At 62.6% G+C, this 17552-nt stretch carries 17 protein-coding genes; 12 read left to right on the forward strand and 5 right to left on the reverse strand.

Annotated elements, in window-relative coordinates:
• The first annotated feature begins 15 nt into the window (after positions 1 to 15).
• Complete coding sequence (locus MchiMG62_RS05120) at positions 16 to 399, forward strand: hypothetical protein (RefSeq protein ID WP_221058172.1); 384 nt, start codon at positions 16 to 18, stop codon at positions 397 to 399.
• A gap of 264 nt (positions 400 to 663) precedes the next feature.
• Here the strand turns inward: MchiMG62_RS05120 and MchiMG62_RS05125 are convergent, their stop codons facing one another.
• Positions 664 to 1050 (reverse strand): HTH domain-containing protein, encoded by a 387-nt coding sequence (locus MchiMG62_RS05125; protein WP_244987807.1) that lies wholly within the window; start codon positions 1048 to 1050, stop codon positions 664 to 666.
• A 104-nt stretch (positions 1051 to 1154) separates the two neighbouring features.
• Between MchiMG62_RS05125 and MchiMG62_RS05130 the strand changes: the two genes are divergently transcribed.
• From MchiMG62_RS05130 to MchiMG62_RS05150, 5 genes are all read left to right on the forward strand, one after another.
• Positions 1155 to 1448, forward strand: coding sequence for a nucleotidyltransferase family protein (locus tag MchiMG62_RS05130; RefSeq protein WP_054847796.1), 294 nt, complete (start codon positions 1155 to 1157; stop codon positions 1446 to 1448).
• Positions 1449 to 1516: 68 nt separating this feature from the next.
• The gene (locus MchiMG62_RS05135) at positions 1517 to 1789 is read left to right on the forward strand and encodes a HepT-like ribonuclease domain-containing protein (RefSeq protein WP_244987808.1); all 273 of its coding nucleotides are present in this window, start codon (positions 1517 to 1519) and stop codon (positions 1787 to 1789) included.
• A gap of 125 nt (positions 1790 to 1914) precedes the next feature.
• On the forward strand, positions 1915 to 2952 hold the full coding sequence (locus MchiMG62_RS05140; protein ID WP_221058174.1) for a PDDEXK family nuclease: 1038 nt from the start codon (positions 1915 to 1917) through the stop codon (positions 2950 to 2952).
• Between the two features lie 148 nt (positions 2953 to 3100).
• A complete protein-coding gene (locus MchiMG62_RS05145; protein ID WP_221058175.1) occupies positions 3101 to 3577 on the forward strand; it encodes a RidA family protein in 477 nt (158 codons plus the stop codon).
• A 256-nt stretch (positions 3578 to 3833) separates the two neighbouring features.
• Positions 3834 to 5285, forward strand: a complete 1452-nt coding sequence (locus MchiMG62_RS05150; RefSeq protein ID WP_221058176.1) for an ATP-binding response regulator — start codon at positions 3834 to 3836, stop codon at positions 5283 to 5285.
• 128 nt (positions 5286 to 5413) lie between these two features.
• On the opposite strand, the gene MchiMG62_RS05155 is transcribed toward MchiMG62_RS05150, so the two are convergent.
• From MchiMG62_RS05155 to kdpA, 4 genes are all read right to left on the reverse strand, one after another.
• Positions 5414 to 7207, reverse strand: coding sequence for a DUF4118 domain-containing protein (locus MchiMG62_RS05155; protein WP_244987809.1), 1794 nt, complete (start codon positions 7205 to 7207; stop codon positions 5414 to 5416).
• Between the two features lie 143 nt (positions 7208 to 7350).
• The gene (kdpC, locus tag MchiMG62_RS05160; RefSeq protein WP_221058177.1) at positions 7351 to 7935 is read right to left on the reverse strand and encodes a potassium-transporting ATPase subunit KdpC; all 585 of its coding nucleotides are present in this window, start codon (positions 7933 to 7935) and stop codon (positions 7351 to 7353) included.
• 10 nt (positions 7936 to 7945) lie between these two features.
• Positions 7946 to 10009 carry a potassium-transporting ATPase subunit KdpB gene (gene kdpB, locus MchiMG62_RS05165; RefSeq protein WP_221058178.1) on the reverse strand — a complete coding sequence of 688 codons (2064 nt, stop codon included), beginning with the start codon at positions 10007 to 10009 and terminating at the stop codon, positions 7946 to 7948.
• Positions 10010 to 10013: 4 nt separating this feature from the next.
• The gene (gene kdpA / locus MchiMG62_RS05170) at positions 10014 to 11720 is read right to left on the reverse strand and encodes a potassium-transporting ATPase subunit KdpA (protein ID WP_221058179.1); all 1707 of its coding nucleotides are present in this window, start codon (positions 11718 to 11720) and stop codon (positions 10014 to 10016) included.
• 328 nt (positions 11721 to 12048) lie between these two features.
• Between kdpA and MchiMG62_RS05175 the strand changes: the two genes are divergently transcribed.
• The 6 genes from MchiMG62_RS05175 to MchiMG62_RS05200 all read left to right on the forward strand — a co-directional run bounded on the left by MchiMG62_RS05175 (position 12049) and on the right by MchiMG62_RS05200 (position 17542).
• Entirely contained in the window at positions 12049 to 12495 is a 447-nt protein-coding gene (locus MchiMG62_RS05175; protein ID WP_221058180.1) for a DUF3887 domain-containing protein, read from the forward strand.
• Between the two features lie 196 nt (positions 12496 to 12691).
• Positions 12692 to 13765 (forward strand): NAD(P)-dependent alcohol dehydrogenase, encoded by a 1074-nt coding sequence (locus MchiMG62_RS05180; protein ID WP_221058181.1) that lies wholly within the window; start codon positions 12692 to 12694, stop codon positions 13763 to 13765.
• 311 nt (positions 13766 to 14076) lie between these two features.
• The gene (locus MchiMG62_RS05185; protein ID WP_221058182.1) at positions 14077 to 15345 is read left to right on the forward strand and encodes an APC family permease; all 1269 of its coding nucleotides are present in this window, start codon (positions 14077 to 14079) and stop codon (positions 15343 to 15345) included.
• A 101-nt stretch (positions 15346 to 15446) separates the two neighbouring features.
• Positions 15447 to 16616 (forward strand): aminotransferase class V-fold PLP-dependent enzyme, encoded by a 1170-nt coding sequence (locus MchiMG62_RS05190; RefSeq protein WP_221058183.1) that lies wholly within the window; start codon positions 15447 to 15449, stop codon positions 16614 to 16616.
• A 37-nt stretch (positions 16617 to 16653) separates the two neighbouring features.
• On the forward strand, positions 16654 to 16959 hold the full coding sequence (locus tag MchiMG62_RS05195; protein WP_244987810.1) for a hypothetical protein: 306 nt from the start codon (positions 16654 to 16656) through the stop codon (positions 16957 to 16959).
• Between the two features lie 10 nt (positions 16960 to 16969).
• On the forward strand, positions 16970 to 17542 hold the full coding sequence (locus tag MchiMG62_RS05200; RefSeq protein WP_221058185.1) for a class I SAM-dependent methyltransferase: 573 nt from the start codon (positions 16970 to 16972) through the stop codon (positions 17540 to 17542).
• The last annotated feature ends 10 nt before the right edge of the window (positions 17543 to 17552 follow it).

Below are 17552 nucleotides of genomic sequence, written 5' to 3' on the forward strand. Positions count from 1 at the left end.
TATTAATGTGCCGCCATGTCTCCCACATTCCGTGATGCAACCATCAACTCCGTAGAAGCGACTGCCACGGTCAGCGGCAGCACGGGCGGCGGCCGCGACGAGAAGGGCAACGTGTATTTCTTCCCGAACGTCTCGGTGAGCATCGGCTACTGGTTCGACAACGAAGGAGTTCCGTCTTCGGACTGGGACACGCACTTCAAGGCGCAGCTGTGGATCAACGGCGAGCTGGTCGGCAAGAAACAGGATCTCTCTGCCGGCGGCCCGCAGACCTACACGTTCTTCGCGCACAAGTTCCCGGCAGCGGGCACCTACAAGGTGGAGGTTCGCGGGAAGAACGCGAAGTCGGTCGACGTTACGATCAAGGACCCCCCGGTGCAGGAGAAGAAGGCGGCGCAGTGACGGGGAGAGCGTCTAAATTTTCGCTAATCTATAACCGCCCTGTTCTGGATCTGTTGAGCACCGAAAACCACTTATGAGATTGTGCAATATGTGTACCTGTTATACTCGCTACTGTCCTCGTTTTGGACGGTAGTCTGTTCTTTTGTTCATTCCCATATCATGAGCAGGTTCAGGTAGCCCGGGCAACACCTCCTCACGGAGCCGGTCTCCCTCGATCATGTCGGCAGCTCACTGTCCTGGGGATGAAGCATGCTTCGGTGAAGATCATTCCCGAACCTCCCAGTGACCGCCTCGGGCAGAACCGATGCGACGGAGCCGACCATCTTCACGAAGGTTGGCGATCTGCTTTTCAACCGCTCTTTGCGTGATTTCCAGCCTCTCTGCGATCTCTCTGGCGGCTAGCCGGGGTTCGGCCTTCAGAAGCACGAGGATTTTCTCCGAACTTTTCTCCGAACGCTCCTCTTCCTTTCGGTTAACCGTGACGGTAAAGAGGCAACCGTCCCGGTCGTCGGTAAAGTCGATCTCGGGCCAGTCTTCGAGTGCCCGCTTGATACCGGAGCCAAGGCCGCGGTACAGTAGCAGTCCCTTTGCGACGTACGATGCAAGGATCGGGTTCCTGATATTGGAGTTGCCGGCCCGAATCTTTTCCACCGTCAGGTTGTTCGGGAGGTGGCTGGGGCTGATGCTCCCACGAAGAACAATAGATTAAAGCAATCCGCGAGCGTAAGAGGACATACAGCAGGAGCGTTGCGCACATGAAAACCCGCACCGAAGTCCTCGAGGTCCTTCGCTCCCTGAAGGCCGAACTCAGAGAGCGATATCACGTCGAGAGCATCGCCCTCTTCGGATCATATGCCCGTGAAGAACAGGGGGAGGGCAGCGATATCGACGTACTCGTCGAGTTCGGTTCCGGTGCGGATCTCTTCGATTTTGTCGGGCTGTCACAGTACCTCGAAGAAAAACTCGGGTCCGGCGTGGACGTCGTGCCGAAGGCGGCACTTCGCCCGGAGATCCGGAGATCGGTCACCCGGGACCTCCTCGTCGCATGAGATCGCATACTCTCTATCTCTCGGACCTTGCTGCTGCGCTTGAGAGGATTGAGGAGTTTACCGTTGGCATGACCTATGATCAGTTCCTGCATGACGACAGGACTCAGAGCGCCGTCATCAGGAAGTTCGAGATCATCGGCGAAGCGGCAAAAAAGATTCCGCTGCCCGTCCGGGAGAAGTATCCCGCCGTTCCCTGGCGTGAGATGGCGGGGATGCGGGACAAACTGATTCACACGTATTTCGGTGTCGACACGCAGCTTGTCTGGCGGACTGTCGTCAATCGCGTTCCGGAGCTCCGGCAGGAGATCCGCCGCATCCTCGAGCAGGAGCGCGGGCGGTAACTTCGGGATGGCGCTGCCTGACACGCGGATGACGCGATAGCCGTTCACCGCCGCATTCCGAACCCCGGGGCACTCCAATTGATAACCATATCAACCTCCCCCTCCATACTCGCTATGGAGATTCGATGCCCGCGATACGAATAGGCGAAGGGAGCGAACTGGCCCAGCAGCCGGAACCCTTCAGGAACGAGTACGAACTGCAGGAGATCCTTGCCGGGCACCCGGTGCTCCTCGTCGACCGGGACGATTCCGCGCTCGTCACGATCTGCCGGGAGTTTCCGCTTGGAAACGGGTTCGCCGATATTGTTCTCATCGACAGCAACGGGCTGCCGGTCATCGTCGAGGTGAAACTGGCCCGCAACGGGGAGTCGCGGCGCAAGATCATCGGTCAGTTATGCGACTCTCTCTCAGCAATGCGCAACCTTACGCCTGATGAGGTGAACGAGAGATCTGCGGGCCTTCTCGAAGAAATACTCCAATCCATGGCCGGTGTCGAGGGGGAAGAGAACCCCGCGGACCGGCTCGCCCTGGTGAAGAGCAACGTTGCCTCGTATCTGAGAGCCGGACAGATCCGGGGCATCATCGTCCTCGACGCTGCCCCGGACGACCTTATCCGGGAGTTCAGCTACCTCAACGAACACAGCGATCTCGATCTGCGGTTGCTGGTGGTCGAGCGCTACCGGCTCGGCAGGCACGAGTACTTCTACCACTCCCGCTTCCTGGTATCGGGAGAAGTGGATCCGGAAATGAAGGGGCAGAGGTTACGGCTTCGATCGATCGTCGAGAAGTTCTCGAAGATGAAGTTGCCGATATTCTCGACGCATGCGACCGGAATGGAGAACGTCCGGGTATACCGCGAAGGGTGGCCGGCAGCGGTGCACTACGAGTTCGACGACCGGGGGGATTCCATCAGCATCGAGATACAGGTCAGGCACGGAGAGTACCCGAAGGTTGCGGACTTCCTCTCCAGACTCCGCGAGCACCTCGCCACGGCCATCCCGGACGCGCAGAGGGTCGAGCTCGCTACCGACCCGTCCGGGTGGACGAGGCTTCAGTTCTTCTTCGGGGAAGAGATCGACCCGTACTGGGTTGCACAGTCGATGGTGCGGCTCTGCAAGACCGAGAAAGACATCTCTACCCTGCTGCAGGAAGGGAACGGATAGAGGCTGAATGCCATTCATCGACCCATAAATGCCCGTGGGGTGCCCGGTATCGGCGACCAGTCTCCCGGCAGCGCCCCCGCTCTTATACGTCCCGGCGCATCGAACACCTCATATGGGACGCTTCGGTCTCGACGGGCGGGGATAGGGAATGGACGGCGGCGTGAAGATCCTGACTCTTGTTTTTGCATGCGGGCTCCTTGCAGGATTCGGCGTATACGCGATCGTATCCTCCGCCCTGCCCGATCCGGTGCACGCATCTCTCTACACGGAGAACGCACCGGAACCCATCGGGCCGTACAGCCAGGCCGTGCGGTGCGGCGACTACCTCTTTACATCGGGACAGATCGGTCTCGACCCGGCCACCGGCAACCTCCCCGGTACCGTCGCCGGCGAGGCGGTCCAGGCGATGGAGAACCTGCGGGCCATACTCGCAGAAGCAGGCCTCGACTTCTCCGACGTCGTCCAGACCCGGATCTACTTAACAGACCTCGCGGACTTCGATACGATCAACGCCGTCTACGGGGAGTACTTTGAAGAGTCGTATCCCGCACGGGCAGCGGTGCAGGTCGCCGGCCTCCCGAAAGGGGCGAGGGTCGAGATCGAGATGGTCGCAAAGGTGCGGTGAACCGGCTGCAGTTACACCGGCCCCGGTGCAACCCCGGGATGCCGCCGTTGGCGATCCTGGGTCGGACGACCCGAAGGAGCGGAGCGTGCGGTCGTGGCTGCGCTTACGCGGAGTGAGGTCTATTCGCCGATCTACGTACATATCTGCGGTCATTTGGCAAAGGCGCTCTTTTAACCCCATGCAATGGCGCGATCCGATTGAGTATAGCCTTTACAATTAGAAATGGTTTTTATATTGTTTCTCTTATGTAGATATAGTGCATTCCCTTGCCGCTCCCGATCACATCCTCTACGTGGACGATGAAGAGGCGCTGCTCGAGATAGGTCGCGCCTTCCTTGAACGAACCGGCGACATCACCGTCGATATTACCACAAGCCCGCTGGAGGCATGTGAAATGGTTCGGACCGGCCGGTACGACGCGATCGTCTCGGACTACATAATGCCGGAGATGGACGGGATCGCTCTCTTGCAGCAGATCCGGAAGGCGGGATCGCAGGTACCCTTCATCATCTTCACCGGCAGAGGGCGCGAGGAGGTGGTGATCGAGGCGCTGAAGAGCGGTGCCGACTTCTACCTCCAGAAAGGCGGCGACCCGAGGGCGCAGTTTGCCGAGCTTGCCAATGCGGTCCGGCAACTGGCCGGGAAGCGGAGGGCGGAAGCGGCGCTGCGCAGGGCGGAAAGCATCATCCGCACCGCCCCCACCGGTATCGGAACGGCCGTGGATGGGGTTGTTATGGAGGTCAACGAACGGCTCTGCGAGCTTGTCGGTTACACCCGCGATGAACTCCTCGGCCAGCCCATGCGGCAGCTCTATCCGGGCGACGCGGAGTATAAGTCCGCCCTGCAGAGGGTATACGCCCAGATCGAGAAGACCGGGACGTGCATGCTTGAGACCCGTTATGTGCGCAAGGACGGAGCGACTCTCGACGCGCTCTTCTCCGGCACGCCTCTCGATCCGACGGGCTCCTCCCGCGCCCTGACGTTCACTGTTATGGATATCAGCGAGTACATGGCGCTGGAGCGGGAGATCGCGTATCACGCCGAGGAACTTGTCCGGCAGACGAACAGCCTCGCCGTCGCGAACAGGAAACTCAACCTGATGAGCAGCATCACCCGGCACGACATCCTGAACCAGCTGACGATCCTTCTCGGGAACCTCTGGATTGCAGAGGAGGCCGGGCCCGGCCAGGACATCTCGGAGTATCTTGCCCGGGTACAGAGCGCAGCCGACAGGATACACCGTCAGATCGAGTTCACCCGGGACTACACGGATCTCGGTGTCCGGTCGCCGGAGTGGCAGCGGGTCTCTGATGCGCTCGGGAACGGGGCGCTTCACGGGCTGCCGGTCGAGAACGAAGCCGGAGATCTCGTCGTCTATGCGGATCCGATGCTTGCGACGGTCTTCTCCAATCTGATGGACAACACGCTCCGGCACGGTGAGTCGGCGACCCGGGTCCGCGTCCGGCATCGCCCGGCGGAGAACGGAGATCTCACCCTTGTCTGGGAAGACGATGGCGCCGGTGTTCCCGCGGAAGAGAAGGAGCGGATCTTTTACCGGGGCGTCGGGAAGAACACGGGGCTCGGCCTCTTCCTGATCCGGGAGATTCTCGGGATCACCGGGATCAGCATCGCCGAGACGGGCGAGCCCGGGAAGGGGGCTCGGTTCGAGATGCTTGTGCCCCACGGGGCATACCGGGTTCCGGAGTGAAACCGGTTGCATCTCAGATCGCCTGTACCCAACCTGGTTTGATCTCCCTCCCTGACATCACCTGTCGTACCGGGGAATTGACCTGCAGCGCCCCTCGATTGTCGGCGCCGGCGGCAGGGACTGTCCGCTCACTCTACCTCTTCCAGGGCCAGAGCCCCCAGGTATGCCATGGTCTGGAGGATCTCCTTATTCTCCGGTGTAAGCACCTCCTCCGGATCCCTGAACGCGAACGCCAGGACGCCGAACGTAACCGCAAACGCCTTCATCGGAACGTAGTGCCCTATCCCCATCGGGAGCGTTTCGGTGCCTCTCCCCGCTGTCCGGCCATTCTCGAAGGCCCACTGGGCGATAGTCCGCTCTTTTTGGGTGAGCGGATAATCGGGATCCCCGACGTTCACGAAGAGCCCCCCCGCACCCGGCGTGAGAACGGCAAATGCACCTTCGCCAAACTGCTTCATGTGACGATAGAGCGTATCGAAGATCTCCTGGCGGTGCGCGACGTTCACCAGGTCGCGGGAGAGGACGGCGACGGCCTCAACCTTTGCCTCGCTCCTCCGTATCTGCGGGAGCAGGTAGCGGAGCCTTGTTGCGAGACCGCTGATGATGAACGCAATGACCACGTACCCCACAAACGAGATGAAGTAATCCCAGTCGTCGATCGTAAGCGTGTAGTAGGGAGCCACAAAAGCGAAGTCGAAGATCAGGATGCTTGCGATAGCGGTGATGATCGCTGTACCCCGGCGGAATAAGAGCGCTGCCGCCACCACTGGAACCAACTGGATGATGAGCAGGTTTGACGAACTGATGACATTTCGCAGGAAGTAATTCACGATCGTCACAAGCGCGATGAGTATTGCGCTGATGATGAGGTTTGGACTCACAAATTGCGGCAGTTGCCTGTGGATAGGGATACTTACCGCCGCTTTCGGTTCGTAGAGGAAGATATCGATCCCCTTTGACCGAACCATGGTGCGGTACACGGGAGAGTAGAAGATGTCCAGTCCGCGGGGTTTGCCGAGCATGATCATGGTGACGTTGTGCTGCCGGGCATACCGGATCAGCTCCCCCGGAACGTCCCCTCCGCGGTAACGGACGATCCGCCCTCCGAGGCTCCTTGCCGTCTCCATCGCATCGTTGAGCCACCGTCGCTCCTGGTCCGTGAGGTTCTGCTCAGTCTCGGTCCCGATGGAGATCACGATCCAGTCCGCACGGAACCTGTCCGCAAGGCGGTACGCCGCACGGACCATCTGGTCCGCCGTCGGGCCGGGTCGTATCCCCACGAGGAGCCGTTCCCCGGCAGGCCATGGCCCCGGGATGGCCCTGGCCCGCATGCGGGTGAGCATCTGCCGGTCGGTGACCTGCGCCATGAACCGGAGAGCGATCTGCCGGAGTGCCAGGAGATTTTCGACGCTGAAGAACCGCTGGACGGCCTGCTCGGCCATATCCCGCACATAGACCTTTCCGGCGCGGAGGCGGATCTGGAGTTCCTCCGGCGGGATGTCTATCAGGCAGATCTCGTCGGCATCGTAGAAGAACGTGTCCGGCACCGTCTCTGCGACGCGGATGCCCGTGATCTGGGCGACGATGTCGTTCTGGCTCTCGATGTGCTGGATATTGACGGTGGTGTAGACCGATATCCCCGCGTGAAGGATCTCCTCGATGTCCTGGTGGCGTTTGGCGTGCCGGCTCCCCGGAGCATCGGTGTGCGCAAGCTCGTCGATGAGAACGATCTGCGGGCGTCGCCTGAGGATCGCGTCGATATCCGGATCCCGCAGCGTGAGTCCCTGGTAATCGACGCGAATCGAGGGGATTGCCTCGAGCCTTGCGGCGAGTGCAGTCGTCTCTGCCCTGCCGTGCGTCTCCACATACCCGATCACGATATCGAGCCCGTCGCTCCGGTGGCTGAGCGCGTCCTCCAGCATCGCATAGGTCTTCCCGACGCCGGCGGCGTATCCCAGGTAGATCGTCAGCTGCCCCTTCCCTGCTCTCTGTTCCGCCTGCTCTGCAACGGCGAGCAGGTCCTCGGGCAGGGGGCGGCCTTCCTCGGCGGTCCTTTCAGCCGTGTTCAGCCCCTCCTGTCCAGGCGATCCAGCTCACGGTTGAGCGAGAGGACATTGACGTAGGGTTCTACGAACGGAACCGGGAGGCTCTCCGCCCGGGCGAGAACGAGCGCACGGACCTCTTTCTCCGGAAGACCGCGCGCCTCTGCGACGGCGGGGACCTGCACCAGTGCGGCGTCCAGGCTGATGTCGGGGTCCAGACCGCTTCCCGAAGCCATGACGAGATCGGACGGGAGCGAGCCCTGCACGCCGGCGTTTCGGAGAGCCCTCACCCGGCCTGCGATATGCTCGAGGAGCAGGGGATTTCCGGGTGCAAGGTTCGACCCTCCGGAGGAGGAGGCGTTGTAGGCGGTGATCGGCGTCTCCGAGGGGCGGCCCTGGAAGTAGAACGGTGCACTGAAGTTCTGGCCGATCAGGTCCGAGCCGATCACCCGGTCCTGGCCGTCGACGATCAGGCTCCCGTGGGCCTGGTACGGAAATACCGCCCCGGCAATGAGCGTTACCGTCAGGGGGTAGGCGAACCCCGTGATGATGAAGAGGACGAGGAAGAGGAGCAGACCGCTTTTTACTGCCTGTTGTATCTCCGTCATGGATATACCCCTACAGGACCCCGGCGATCAGGAGGTCGAGTGCTTTGATGCCGATGAACGGAGCGACGAGGCCCCCGAGGCCGAAGATGATCAGGTTGTAGGCAAAGAGCCTCGATGCCGGCATCGGTTTGAACCGTACTCCGGCAAGCGCGATCGGTATCAGGAGCGGGATGACCAGGGCGTTGAAGATGACCGCAGAGAGGATGGCTGACTGCGGGGTGGCGAGGTCCATGATGTTCAGGATGACGAGCTGTGGGTAGATCCCGACCAGCGCGGCCGGGATGATGGCGAAGTACTTGGCGATGTCGTTTGCTATGGAGAACGTGGTGAGGGCTCCGCGGGTCATCAGGATCTCTTTGCCGATCTCGACGATATCCAGCAGTTTGGTGGGATCGCTGTCAAGATCGATGATATTGGCCGCCTCCCGCGCCGGCTGGGTCCCGTTGTTCATGGCCACCGCCACGTCGGCCTGGGCAAGGGCGGGCGCATCGTTGGTCCCGTCGCCGGTCATGGCGACCATGTAGCCCTCGTCCTGCGTCTCGCGGATCAGCCTCAACTTGTCGTCCGGCTTCGCCTCGGCAAGGTAGTCATCCACACCCGCTTCCGCTGCGATTGCAGCCGCGGTGAGCGGGTTGTCGCCCGTGATCATGACCGTCCGTATTCCTATCCGGCGAAGGTCGGCAAACCGTTCCCGGATCCCGGTCTTCAGGATATCCTTGAGGAAGATCACGCCGAGGATCGTCCTGTCGCGCGCCACTACGAGCGGTGTGCCTCCTGCCGATGCAATCCCGTTCACTTTTGTCGCCAGGTCCGGGGGTACCGCTCCTCCACGCTCGGGGACGAGCCTCGTGATCGTGTCGGCGGCTCCCTTCAGGTACGACGTCCCGCCGCACTCGGCACCGCTCACGCGGGTGGCGGCCGAGAACGGGATGAACCGTGCATCCGGAGGGCATGCCGGCACGACGCCGGTCTTCTCCCGGACAAGGGCAAGGATGCTCCTGCCCTCCGGCGTTTCATCGGCGTACGAGGAGAGAAGGGAGGCCTGCATCAGTTCGTCCCGGGACTGCCCCTCCACCGGGACGAACTCCGCCGCCTGGCGGTTTCCGAGGGTGATCGTCCCGGTCTTGTCGAGGAGCAGGACGTTGACGTCGCCTGCAGCCTCGATCGCCCGACCGGAGAGCGCGATGATGTTGCGCTGGAAGAGCCGGTCCATGCCGGCGATCCCGATCGCCGGGAGGAGGGCCGCGATGGTCGTGGGGGCCAGACAGACAAAGAGCGCGACCAGCACCGTGAGGCTCGCAGGAGCACCCGATCCGGTGAACGAGGCGCTGTAGGCTGATACCGGGTATATGTTGCCGACGACCGCCAGGAAGACGGCGGTCAGCGCCAGGAGCAGGATCTCGAGCGCGACCTCGTTGGGCGTCTTGCGCCGTTCGGCTCCCTCAACCATGGCGATCATGCGGTCGAGAAAGGTCCGGCCGGGCTCCGTGGTGACCCGGATGATGATCTCGTTCGCGAGCACCGTTGTTCCCCCCGTCACCGCGCTCCGGTCCCCGCCTGCCTCGCGCACGACCGGCGCGGACTCTCCGGTGATGGCGGCTTCGTTGACGAGGGCGGCTCCCCTGACCACCTCCCCGTCGCCGGGAATGATCTCGTTCTCCCTCACCCGGACGAGGTCGCCCGGCCGGAGGTCGGAGGAGGCGACTTCGTTCGCCGGTGCATCAAATGCCTCCCTCTCGAGGCGGCGTGCGGGCACGCTGGTGCGGGACTGCCGGAGAGACGCTGCCCGCGCCTTTCCCCTCCCCTCGGAGAGAGATTCTGCGAAGTTTGAGAAGAGCACCGTCAGCCAGAGCCAGAGGGAGACGAGGCCGGTGAATAACGACTGTTCTCCGGTGGCAGTCGAGAGGCCGACGAAGAACCCTGCCGTCGTGACGATCCCCCCGATCTCCACTGCCAGCATCACGGGGTTCTCGATCTGCCTGCGCGGGTCCAGTTTGAGGACGCTCCCAACGAGCGCTTCGCGGACGAGACCCGGTTCGAGGGCCCCGAACCGGGGATACCGTTTCCTGGCCATCGGGCTACCCGCCTCCGGACAACAACATGTGGTCGACGATCGGCCCCATGGCGAAGAGGGGGAAGAACGTGAGCGCCCCGACGATCAGGATAACCAGGATCATCCAGATGGCGAACGTTGCCGATGCGGTGGGCAGGGTCCCGGGTCCCGGTGGGACCGTCTTCTTCTGCGCTATCGACCCGGCGAGGGCAAGCATCGCAACCGCCGGGACGAACCGCCCGATGGTCATTGCCGCGGCGCCGGTAAGCGCATAAAAGATCCCTGAAGCGTCGAACCCGGCAAACGCGCTCCCGTTGTTGTTGGACATGGAGGCAAACGTGTAGACGAGTTCGGAGAGGCCGTGCGGACCCGGGTTGTGCATCGCTCCGGCCGTGCCGGGAAGGAACAGCGCGATCCCTGTGAGGATGAGGACGAGGACGCCCGGCACCAGAACTGTGAGAACGGCCATGCGCATCTCCTGGATCTCGATCTTCTTTCCGAGGTACTCGGGAGTTTTCCCGATCATCAGCCCGGCGATGAAGACGGCGACCACGATAAACCCGATAATGGTGTAGAACCCCGATCCCACCCCGCCGAAGGCGACCTCGCCGAGCAGGATCAGGAGCATCGGCACCATGCCTGCAATCGGCATGAAGGAGTCGAACATGGCGTTGACCGCCCCACAGGACGTTGCAGTGGTGGAGGCGGCAAAGAGGGCGGTGCCGCCGAGCCCGAAGCGGACTTCTTTTCCTTCCATCGAGATCCCGGTCACGTCGAACTGCCCCATGAGCGGGTTGCCGTCCTGTTCGGCAACGTAGAGCGCGCCGAGGGCAGGGAGGTAGATCGCGAGCATGACGATATAGATGGCCCATCCCTGCCGCATGGACCCGGCCATCCGCCCGAAGACAAAGGGCAACGAAACCGGGATCAGGAGGATCAGAAAGATCTCCACGAGGTTGGTGAACGGTGTTGGGTTCTCGTAGGGGTGGGCGGAGTTGGCGTTGAAGAACCCGCCCCCGTTCGTGCCGAACTCCTTGACGGCTTCCTGGGAGGCGACAGGCCCCATGGCGATCGTCTGCGGTCCGGCCGGGCCGTACCCCGCGGCATGCACGTAGGGGTCGACGTTCTGGATGACCCCCTGCGAGACGAGCAGGAGGGCGGCGAGAAATGCAACCGGGAGGAGGATGTAGAGGACGCACCGGGTCACGTCCACCCGGAAGTTGCCGATCCGGTCGGTCGACCGGCGGGTGACTCCCCGCATCACCGCAATGGCGATGCAGATCCCGGTGGCGGCCGAGAGGAAATTCTGGACCGTAAAGCCGGCCATCTGGGTCAGGTAACTCGCGGAGGCCTCTCCTGCATATATCTGGTAGTTGGTGTTGGTGACGAAGCTCGCCGCCGTGTGGAGCGCCGTGCCGGGGTCGAATGCGCCGAAGCCTTCCGGGTTCAGCGGCAGGTAACCCTGCAACAGGAGAAGCGCGAGGAGTGCGATAAATCCGATGCCGTTGAAGATGAGCATCTCCCGTGCGTATCCCATCCAGTCCTCCTCCTCGCCGGCAGACGTGCCGATGAAGCGAAAGAGCCGGGCCTCCAGCGCCCCGGGAATGCCGCGGGAGTAGTCCCCGGAGAACACGTGCGCCATGTACCGGCCAAAGAGCACCCCCGTGATGGTGACTGCTGTGAAGAACGCGATGAAGAGTAACCCGTCGAGGAGCGGTGCAGGTTGTGTCATTGTGGATCGCCGATTTTTATCGATCCTGGAAGATAATTTATGCCGCTATAAAACTAACTCATTCGTGCAACGGTATTCTCCGTGGCTAAATGGCTGGAGATGCTGGAGAGTAACACCGGGCTCCGGAGATCTCGCCCTTCCCCGGCTTGGATCTGGAACATATCCGGTGAAGTGGCCGAGACCTGCGCCCTGCCCCGCTCAAACCGGTGAAAGATCCAGAACATAAATCCCCTGTCGACAGCCTCTGCACCGCTCCGATAGCCGTTACGGTTCTCCCTCCCGGCAGTCCGATCCCTACATTCATCACCTGCCGGTTCGATATTCTATCATGAGTCGTTCTCAGATTCCGCTCCTTGCCGTCCTCGTGGTCCTCGCCGCGGTCTCCATCTGCGGCTGCATGGGCCAGGAGACGGTGCTCTCCGGCGAGGAGGCGGCCGAGGTGCTTGTATACGCGGACCCGATCGCCGAGAATGTCATGCAGGGCTTCAATGAGGGCAACTATACGGTATACTCCCGCGACTTCAGCCCGGAGATGAAACAGGCCCTTGACGAGGCCGCGTTCGAGCAGAACCGCGAAGAAGTCACATCGCGGATCGGGCTCTATGAGTCCAGAAGCGATCCTGTCGTCACCGAGACCGGCGACTACATCGCCGTGACCTACCGGGCGAAGTTCGAGCAGGAGGACGGCGTTGCTCTCCGGTTCGTCTTCCTGGAGGGTGACGCATCGCACCAGCTCCACGGGCTCTGGTTCAACTCCCCGAAACTGCGCAGTTGATGCACATCCTGGAACGCCGGCGGCAGGCGTTCTCATAGGGTGGCGAACCGGCCCCGATGGCTGATACGCGGGCACCGGATCGGCATCCTCCAGGGCACAGGCGAGGGACACCTCCCGGCGAGCCGGCCTTTCCCCGGCGATCCTGTTCTTTTTATAGTACCCGATCCCCACTGCCCGGCGCAAGGAGACAGGGATCATGAAAGGACTGGCAATGCTGAGGATCGGGGAGATCGGATGGATCGAGAAAGAACGGCCTGCCTGCGGCCCGCGGGACGCCATCGTCAGACCGCTGGCGCTCGCGCCGTGCACGTCCGACGTCCACACCGTCTGGGAGGGGGCGATCGGGGATCGGCACAACCTCATCCTGGGGCACGAAGCGCTCGGGATCGTCGACGAAGTGGGCAGCGAGGTGAAAGATTTCAAGCCCGGCGACCGGGTCATTGTCCCGGCCATCACCCCGGACTGGGAGACCGATGCCGCACAGCGCGGGTTCCCGTCGCAGACCGGCGGCCCGCTCGGGGGCTGGAAGTTCTCGAACACGAAAGACGGCGTCTTCGGCGAGTTCTTCCACGTGAACCTGGCGGACTACAACCTCGCGCACCTGCCGGAGGGGATGTCACTTGAGGCCGGGGTCATGCTCCCGGATATGCTCAGCACCGGGTTTATGGGCGCCGAGAACGCGAAAATCAAGATCGGGTCCACGGTCGCGGTCCTGGGGATCGGGCCGGTCGGCCTCTCCGCCGTCGCCGGTGCGAAACTCCGGGGGGCAGGGCGGATATTTGGCGTCGGCACGAGGCCCGCTTCGGTGAAGGTTGCAAAGGAGTACGGCGCGACGAATATCGTCAACTACAAGGAGGGAGACACCGTCGAGCAGATCCGGAACGCGACCAACGGCGAGGGCGTCGATGCCGTGATCGTCGCCGGCGGCGGCCCTGATATCATGATGGACGCGATCAACGTGGCAAAACCCGGATCGGTCATATCAAACATCAATTACTTCGGTTCGGGCCTGGGCGAACAGGACATCATACCCCTTCCCCGCATCGGCTGGGGGTTCGGGATGGCGGACAAGAACATCATGACCGGACTCTGCCCCGGCGGGAGGGTACGGATGGAGCGGCTGGCCGAAGTGGTGATGTGCGGGCGTATGGACCCGTCGCTCATGGCGACGCACGTCTTCAAGGGGTTCGATAAACTCGAGGAGGCGCTTCTCCTGATGAAGGCCAAGCCGAAGGACCTGATCAAGCCGGTCGTTATTGTGGAGGAGTAGACACTCGAAGATCTTTTTGGGCTCTGTTAAACCCCTCTCCCTGAGATCGAGTCCACTGCAGGATTATCCATACATCTTGACTTGCGTGAGGTCACACCGGTACCCTCTCCAGGTAACTGGGTGTTCTCCAGAAGGGTATGAAGCATTTCAACAGATCTTTTTTGTGCCCACCGGCCGAGCCGCTGCGGTTCCGGAGGGCGCCATTCACGCGCCGGCGCAACAGTTAACAATCGCATCGATATATGCTCCCCGGCGACTGCGAGGGCCACGGATGCCGTCTCCGGCAGTTGCAGGCATGAGGGGAGATCCGGATGACGAAAATGACGCCCCACGGCGCGACTGCGGAGAGCAGGCTCTCGCGAAGGCTGACGACGGGAGACGCCATCGTCATCGGGCTTGGCTCCATGATCGGCGCCGGCGTCTTCACGGCCCTTGCGCCGGCGGCGGCCGCGGCCGGGGCAGGGCTGGTCGTCGGCCTCGCGATTGCGGCTGCCGTCGCATACTGCAACGCCGGTTCGTCCGGCGAGCTCGCCCGCCTCTACCCGGCGTCGGGCGGCACCTACGTCTACGCACGGGAACGGTTAAACGGGTTCTGGGCCTGGGTGGCGGGCTGGGGGTTCGTGGTCGGGAAACTCGCCAGTTGTTCTGCGGTTGCGCTCACCTTCGGCTACTACCTGATCCCCGGGTATGCACGCCACCTTGCCGCGGGGGCGGTGATCGCGTTCACGGTTCTGAACTATCTCGGGATCGAGAAGACTGCCGGCGCGACGAAAGTCATCGTTGCTGTGGTCCTGCTCTCCCTTGCCGCGATCGTTGCTCTCGTGTTTGCCGGCACACCGGATCCCGGCAACCTCCGTCCCCTTATCGGGCCGAACGGCCTCTACGGGATCTTACAGTCGGCGGGGATCTGGTTCTTTGCCTTTGCGGGGTACTCGAGGATCGCCACCCTGGGCGAGGAGGTCCGAAACCCGGAGACCTCCATCCCCCGGGCGATCGTGCTCGGTCTCGGCATCACACTGGTCGTCTACACCGTCGTCGCCGTCTCTGCACTGCTCCTCGTCGGGCCTGCCGCGCTCGCAGAGTCCAGCGCGCCCCTGGTGACGGCGCTCGCCGGGGCGGGTCTTATTCAGTGGCAGTGGCTCGTCAGGGCCGGCGCGACCGCCGCAACGCTGGGAGTGCTGCTCTCCCTCATGGCGGGCATCAGCCGGATGCTCTTTGCCATGGCGCGGGACCGGAGAATGCCCTCGTATCTCGCCCGGATCCACCCGGTGCACCGGGTTCCTCACCTCGCCGAACTGACGGTCGGCGTCATTCTGGTCGTGGTGGTGCTGCTCGTGGATCTTCGTGCGGCGATCGGGTTCAGCTCCTTCACCGTGCTCCTGTATTACGCGGTCACGAACGCGTCTGCGTACACCCTGACGGAGCAGGAGAGGCTGTACAGCCGGAAGATCGCGGTGCTTGGCCTTCTCGGCTGCCTCGTGCTCGCGTTCACGCTCCCGGCCGCTTCCATCGCTGTCGGGAGTGCGGTCATGCTGGCGGGGATACCGGTCTACATCCTCGCGAAGCGGCGCAATCCCTGAGCCTGGAGACGATCGCCGCCCGACGGGGTCCGGCGCCGGTATGTTCAGAAGTCCGGAACGATTCTTTTTTGACCGTAGAGGGCGGATCCTCTGAATATTGCATGGCCCGGAGTCCGCCGATCATCTACTTCAACAACGCCGCCACGACCTGGCCGAAACCCCCGGAGGTGCTCGAGGCGGTCAGGCAATCCCTTGCCCTCCCCGTCTTCGGGTCGGGAAGGACCACCGGCAGCCAGGGTGAGGATTATGCTACGCTCGCCCGCGAGGCGCTCGCGACCCTCCTTGGCGCTGAGCCGCCGGAGCACGTGGTCTTCACCCAGAACGCGACCGATTCCCTGAACATCCTCATCCAGGGGTTTCTTGACGGAGAAGGGCGAGGGTGCCACGTCATCACGACGGAACTCGACCACAACTCGGTCCTGCGGCCGCTTCACGAGCTCGAGCGGCAGGACCGGATCCGGCTGACCGTCCTTCCCTTCGAGGACGGCACTGTTTCCCCCGACGCTGTTGAAGCGGCCCTCACGCCCGATACCCGGCTGATGGTCACGGCCCACGGGAGCAACGTGCTCGGGTCGGTGCAGGACGTCGCCGGCATCGGGGAGGTCCTGCACGATCGCGGGGTCTACTTCATCGTCGACGGGGCGCAGACCGCCGGCCATATCCCCGTTGACCTCGGGAACCTCCCGGTCGACGCCTATGTCTTCACCGGCCATAAGGGGCTCTTCGGTATTCCCGGCACCGGCGGGTTCTACCTGCGGAACCCTGAATTGATCGCTCCCGTCCGTTACGGCGGGACCGGGACGGACTCCTTCTCGCTCTACCAGCCCCGGGAGATGCCGGGGCGGTTCGAGACCGGAACCCATAACTACCCCGGGCTTGCGGCGCTCGCTGCCGGGGTGAACTACATTGCGTCGATAGGGGTGAACGCCGTCGCGGAGAAAGCGGAGCGCCAGACGGCGTTTCTCATCCGTGAGTTGAGGGAAGAGCCGAACGTCACGGTCTACAACGAGTCGCCCTCCCTCCCCATCGTCTCGTTCAACATCCGGGGGTTGGAGAACGACGACGTGGGCTTCATCCTCGCCCGTGTCTACGGGATCGTCGCCCGCACGGGGCTGCACTGTGCGCCTCTCGTGCATCGGGTGATCGACGGCGGAAGAGGCTCCGTGCGGCTCAGCCTCTCCTGGTTCACCACGGACGAAGAGTGCCGGATCGCCGCACAGGCGATAAAGGAGGTTGCACGAAATGCGAATTCTTCGGTCGGTTCGCCATAAATCCTGTGCCGACGGCACATTCATGAAGGAGTTCCTCTTGAGTGCCCCGGTACCGGCTGGGTTCTTCTCCTACCTGGAGAACTTCGGGGAGGTTGAATCGCTCCCCAATCTCGGCGAAGGGTTCTATAAGTTCGAGAAGCCCGACTGGTTCTCCATCAAGGGGTTTGCCGGAGATACTACCGTCGAGGTCCGGTTCAAGAAGGAGGTGATGGACCTGACGGTGAACTTCCTCTACCTCCTCTTCTCCTCCTACCGGGAAGGATCGGTGGATCTCCCGGTGCTGAAGCAGAGAGAGGAGGCGGTCGGGAAACGGGTGAGAGAACACCTGTATGGGCATGATTGACGGGAGCGAAATGCCCTGGAACGTATTCGAGCGATTTGCGGAGGAGTACGATCGTTGGTTCGAGGAGCATCGCGCCGAGTACCACGCGGAACTCGCCCGGATCCGGCGTCTCCTCCCCTGCCCGGACGCCCGTGCCGTCGAGGTGGGCGTCGGGTCCGGGCGGTTTGCCGCACCCCTCGGTATCCCGTTCGGGATAGAGCCCTCGCTCGCTCTCGGCCGGATGGCGCGGGAGCGGGGAGTCGAGGTGATCCGCGGGCGGGCGGAATCGCTCCCGCTCAGGGACGGGTCGTGTTCGTCCGTCCTGATGGTGACGGTCGTCTGTTTCCTAGACGATCCTGTCCGGGCGTTTCACGAGATCCACCGGATCCTCGTCCCCGGAGGAACGCTCGTCATCGGGTTCCTCGAGCGGGATGGAGAGGTTGCCCGGAAATACCTGCACGATGAGGGGAAACACCGGTTCCTCTCCCGCGCCCGGTTTTACTCGCAGAATGACATCCTGGAGTTCCTCCGGCGCACCGGGTTTTGCGTGGTGGACGTTGAGTCCGGGGCCGGTTTCTCGGTCATCGCCGCAGAGGCGGGCTGATAACCAGCAG

It is taken from the genome of Methanoculleus chikugoensis, from assembly GCF_019669965.1.
GTDB classification, from domain to species: Archaea; Halobacteriota; Methanomicrobia; order Methanomicrobiales; family Methanoculleaceae; genus Methanoculleus; species Methanoculleus chikugoensis.